This is a genomic window from Paenibacillus sp. AR247 (assembly GCF_002968895.1).
GTDB lineage: Bacteria > Bacillota > Bacilli > Paenibacillales > Paenibacillaceae > Paenibacillus_AQ > Paenibacillus_AQ favisporus.
In genome coordinates this window covers 165,214-169,992 of sequence record NZ_PCZT01000006.1, presented here as the reverse complement: position 1 = coordinate 169,992, position 4,779 = coordinate 165,214, and the positions used below count along the sequence as shown (strand labels likewise).

7 protein-coding genes and 1 pseudogene are annotated in these 4,779 nt (G+C 49.8%); 5 read left to right on the top strand and 3 right to left on the bottom strand.

Annotated features, from left to right (window positions below; translation table 11 throughout):
- The 4 genes and pseudogenes from CPT76_RS39065 to CPT76_RS05685 form a co-directional block, all read left to right on the top strand.
- A pseudogene (locus tag CPT76_RS39065) lies at nucleotides 1-126 on the top strand (carbonic anhydrase); the annotation flags it as partial.
- A gap of 242 nt (nucleotides 127-368) precedes the next feature.
- Nucleotides 369-929, top strand: coding sequence for a PadR family transcriptional regulator (locus tag CPT76_RS05695; protein ID WP_105442212.1), 561 nt, complete (start codon nucleotides 369-371; stop codon nucleotides 927-929).
- Nucleotides 930-1,066: 137 nt separating this feature from the next.
- Nucleotides 1,067-1,504 (top strand): hypothetical protein, encoded by a 438-nt coding sequence (locus CPT76_RS05690; RefSeq protein WP_094596436.1) that lies wholly within the window; start codon nucleotides 1,067-1,069, stop codon nucleotides 1,502-1,504.
- Nucleotides 1,505-1,509: 5 nt separating this feature from the next.
- Nucleotides 1,510-1,806 (top strand): YxcD family protein, encoded by a 297-nt coding sequence (locus tag CPT76_RS05685; protein WP_076171759.1) that lies wholly within the window; start codon nucleotides 1,510-1,512, stop codon nucleotides 1,804-1,806.
- Nucleotides 1,807-1,953: 147 nt separating this feature from the next.
- On the opposite strand, the gene pdxK is transcribed toward CPT76_RS05685, so the two are convergent.
- Entirely contained in the window at nucleotides 1,954-2,766 is an 813-nt protein-coding gene (gene pdxK, locus CPT76_RS05680; RefSeq protein ID WP_105442211.1) for a pyridoxine/pyridoxal/pyridoxamine kinase, read from the bottom strand.
- Nucleotides 2,767-3,097: 331 nt separating this feature from the next.
- Here pdxK and CPT76_RS05675 point away from each other — a divergent pair, with 331 nt between their 5' ends.
- Nucleotides 3,098-3,361 carry a hypothetical protein gene (locus CPT76_RS05675; RefSeq protein ID WP_105442210.1) on the top strand — a complete coding sequence of 88 codons (264 nt, stop codon included), beginning with the start codon at nucleotides 3,098-3,100 and terminating at the stop codon, nucleotides 3,359-3,361.
- A 233-nt stretch (nucleotides 3,362-3,594) separates the two neighbouring features.
- Here CPT76_RS05675 and CPT76_RS05670 read toward each other — a convergent pair whose 3' ends face one another.
- The gene (locus CPT76_RS05670) at nucleotides 3,595-4,386 is read right to left on the bottom strand and encodes an aminoglycoside phosphotransferase family protein (protein WP_308737523.1); all 792 of its coding nucleotides are present in this window, start codon (nucleotides 4,384-4,386) and stop codon (nucleotides 3,595-3,597) included.
- A 44-nt stretch (nucleotides 4,387-4,430) separates the two neighbouring features.
- A partial coding sequence (locus tag CPT76_RS05665; RefSeq protein WP_105442209.1) for a CBS domain-containing protein occupies nucleotides 4,431-4,779 on the bottom strand: 349 nt, incomplete at its 5' end.

The window sequence follows — 4,779 nt, the reverse complement described above, 5'->3', positions numbered from 1 at the left end:
GTAAAAGGAACCGTGGGCCTGATCAAAAATCACCCGCTTCTCCCGCCGGGCTGCAGCGTTCACGGCATGGTCATCGATCCGAAAACAGGCCACCTCGAGCTGGTTGTCGACGGTTACGAAAAGTAGAATACGCTTGGATTTGCAAAAACACGGATGATCATCATCCGTGTTTTTTCTATTTTGTGAACAGCGAGCAGCGGTCCAGCGCCGAACCGGCTCCTCAAAACTCGATTCATCAGTGTTAGACGAATATCATTTTCTTTTCCGTTCCGATCCATGCTTTACAGTCATGAGCTCAGGTTGAAAACCATACAGTTTAAGTGTACACTTTGGTTGAAAAGACCATCTCACGTATAGGAGATATGCTAATGAATACACTTTCCTATGGACTACTAGCTTTCCTTGCACGGGAACCCGGATCAGGATATGATGTGATGCTCAAGATTCAGCCGTTCTGGCAGGCCAAGCACAGCCAAATCTATCCGCTGCTGGCGCAGATGGAAGAGAACGAGCTGCTGAGCTCCCATTGGGTGAAACAATGCGACAAACCGGATAAAAAGGTATACTCCATTACGGACAGCGGCATCCGCAAGCTCAAGGAATGGATGTACAAACCGCTTCCCGATCCGGTGACCCGCGACGAATTATCGATGAAAACCTTCTGCATGTGGATGACCGACAGGGATAACGCCATCGATATCGTGGAAACCCGCAAATCTTACTTCATCCGCCGGCTGGAATCGTTCCAATCAATGCAGGGCAAAGTGACGGAGGAACATAAGAAATTCGGTACCCGGGAATTTTACGATCACCTGCTGATCCAGAAAGGCATCTTTAATGCGGCAGCCGGTTTGGAATGGTGCAACTGGGTTTTGGGCATATTGAGAGAATGCGATTATTCAGAGCCTCCGTCATTAGTCAAACCGTAAGTTGAATGATCAGACATTATTCATCTTTTATCGGCAAAAATTAATTTAATTAATTTTGAAACCTTAAGATATTTGGTACGTAATGTATTATGAGATAGACATGCTTTCACCATTCTCAGGGAGGTATATTTCAAACCATGAAAAAATCTTTACAGAAGTGGATGCTGATTGCTTTGGCGTTTACGTTCTTCTTCGCCGTTACCGTACCGGATAACGCGGACGCCAGACGTGCAGGCGGTGGATTTAAATCCGGCACAAGATCCTACACGAACACGCCGAGCAAGTCGACGCCGAACAGCAACGTCAAAAAGTCGACCAACAACACCTCGAGTACAGCTGGCACAACGGCAAAACGCGGCTTCTTCAGCGGCGGCAGCTTTATGAAGGGACTCATGATCGGCGGATTGGCCGGACTTCTGTTCGGCGGCATGTTCAGCAACATGGGATTCATGGGCGATTTCTTCGGATTGATCATCAACCTGCTGGCCATTTACGTTCTCTTCTCGCTCATCCGGGCCGGATACAGAGCGTTCCGCAACCGGAAGCGACCGAATCCGAATGACGGACGGTACTGATCATGTTGATTCTGACCATGGATGAAATCGTGAACGCGATTTGTCTTCATACCGCCGAGCGTAAGCAGATCCGTCCGACGGATGTGCAGGTGGAGCTGAGCTGGGACGAGGAAACGGGATATTCCGCAGAGGTTTGGGCACAGGGACGGAGCCAGTATTTGGTCGAGTCCAACATGATTGAAGCCATCCTGCGTTACCTCTACAGCGAATATAACATTCGGGCTTACCGCGAGCAGGTGACGCTGGATTTGGATGAAGAAATCACGGCTCACGTTGATGTTGAGGTTGAACAGGCGTATTAATTTATACCGAAGGCTGGGTGTCCGTTTTGGATGCCCGGCCTTCTTTTTGATGTCATAAAAACAAAATAAATAAAGATGCACATTCCGGGAATGTGCATCCTTTTTCTTCATTGCTCCAAAGCAGCCTGCTGCCCATCGGCTTCGAAATTACCGGTCCAGACGATACCCGCCGTGGAAGACCGGCCCCACGTATTCGTTGAACTGGTATCCGCTGCGAATGGCCGCCGACACAAAATCTTTGGCTTTGGCCACCGCCTCTGCGACAGATAGTCCGTTCGCCAGACCGCCCGTAATCGCCGCGGCGAAAGTACAGCCGGCACCGTGATTGTAGGCCGGTTCGATCTTGTCCGTCTCCAGGACGGTGAAGTCCTTGCCGTCGAAGAATACGTCGACCGCACGGTCCCCACCGAGTGCCTTGCCGCCTTTGACAACGACGTTTTGGGCGCCGAGGCCGTGAATTTTGCGGGCCGCCTCCTTCATTTCCTCGATGCTGGTCAGCTTGCCCAGTCCGGACAGCACGCCGGCTTCAAACAGATTGGGCGTAACCACCGTGGCCAGCGGAAGAAGCAAGTCGCGAATCGCCTCTGCACTTTCGGGATTCAGCACTTCGTCTTCGCCTTTGCAGACCATGACCGGGTCAATGACCACGTTTTTCTGCTGATTGCTTTTGATCGCCTGCTCCGCTACGCGGACGATGTCCACGCTGCCAAGCATGCCTGTCTTCATGGCGTCCACCGGTCCACCGGCAAAGACCGTCTTCAGCTGCTCCGCAACCAAAGCCGAATCCACCGGATATACGTTATGGTGCCAGCCGTTGTCCGGGTCCATCGTCACGATCGTGGTCAGCGCGCTGAAACCGTAAGTGCCGTACTCTTCGAAAGTTTTCAAATCCGCCTGAATGCCTGCGCCCCCGCTGGAGTCGCTGCCGGCAATGGTTAACGTCTTCATAATCTTCGGCATGTGAATTTCCCCTTTGTTCTGTGTGAATGCTTATTTTCTGAAACTGAGTTGATTATACCAGAAAATTATCGAATGCGTTATTCCAGCGACCTCCATTTTAGGATGTACCCAAAGCATTCAAAATAGCCGGATCGTTGGCATCCCCCCAACAATAGCGGTATGGAACTGATGAGCCTACCCCTGACAACTTAAAGCAATGCCAATCTATTGCACTATTATTCTTTATAAGCAAGCGATAGAGATCCCCGTGTCTTGTGAGGTTCCTGTCTAGCACGTTCTCTAACTCCACTGCATTGAATATAGCGAACTACTAGAAAAGAGGTGAGACGCTATGCCCCGCCGTGTGAAGGCTGTCCGGCAGCCGGACCTTGTACTGATCAGCTGGTCCAGAAACCCGCTGATTCCCGGTTCTGCACGCAGAATCGTCGCTGCTCGTATCATTGGCAGCGCTGCTCCCTGCAGGCAAGACTTAAGACCCAATGCGCTGCTCAGCACTGCATTGGCTTGTCTACAGGATCATGATGTAGGATTTAAAATCGTATTCCGCAAAATGACTTCCGATATCAGCGGGTACGTGCTGCTGCAGCGCAATTAATCTTTATGAAAAGAGGAGGAAGCCGGTTGGCTTCCCCCTCTTTTCAGCTCGTGCATGAATATATCAACATCCAAGATGAAAATTTCAGTCATCGATGGATCTTTTTATTTCCAACAGTTCCTTCTCTAAACTCTGAAGGGTCGATGTTCGTTCTGACGGTGATTGACGGTCAAATAACAGCTGTTCCATAAACTCCCATACATCCTCCAGCTTCCTTCTGATTTGGTAGAACATCAGTGTCCTGCCATGTAAATCTGCATAAACTCATTAAAGTAGGATTGGTCAACCACAAACATCAGATCAGCTTCCACAGGAGCTAGCTTAAGGCCCTCCCAGTCAATCAGCATCAGTTGACGGCGGCTTTGAGGCTGCATTAAATTCCAAGGATGGATATCCGTATGGCACAGCGCAAGCGGAAGGTTGCTCTGTTTTAGCACGGCAGATATTTCATCGGCATTAAAGATCATCCGGTTTAACGCTTCAAGGTATGGCCCCAGCAGATTATATAGATCGCCTGGAAGACCGGCACCCTTAGTCATCAGGATATTGTTCAAGCTTAATGCAAACGGCAGCTCGAAATTTTCCACGATATTTTGGGACTGAATAGGCATCTCTTTACCGCAGCTATGCAGTTCGGCCACGATTGCCGCGAGCTGGCAAATTTGTTCCTGTGTTAGCGGTTTGTCCCCAATGGTCTCACCATCAATATAGTCATAGAGGAGATAGATGCCATAATCATCTTCACAACGGTAATGACCATGGATCGTCATCATCGGAACAGGTATTTTCCCATGCAGCCCTGTAGACCGCTCAAGCCAGCTCGTGATAGGTACATATTGATCAATCCGCGCGGTCCATTTGGGCGTGGACGATCTGTCTTTTTCATATACCTTCAGAAAGTAGGAGCGGCGGCTTTCCGGTTCCGTCACCTTATAGGCCAGCGCGGCCCATCCGCCCTTCTGCCGGAGAACCTCCACCTGCTCCAGTCCGTAATACTTGCTCAGGATGGCTGTGAACTTGTTCATAAGATTCATTCACCCGTTGTTCCGGTCTTGATCTGACCGAATGATCAATCACTAATATTGCTCGTGTAATACTCTATAATGACCTTGCGGCGGATGATGCCGATAAAGATCTCGTTTTCATCCACGACGGGAACAAAGTTTTGGTCGGCGGCCAATTCCAGCATATCTTCCAGATGCGCATGGATTGAAACGCATTCATTTTTAATCCGGCGCTTAATCTCATGGACCTTGACGGTATCCAAATTTTGAAAGCTCAGCCCGGGGGTATTCTTCATTTTCCACAATAGATCCCCTTCGGCCAGCGTGCCTGCGTATTTCCCCTCTTCATCGATGACGGGGATCGCCGAATACTGGCTTTGCTCCAGCTTGTCCATAGCCTCCTGCATCGTAGAA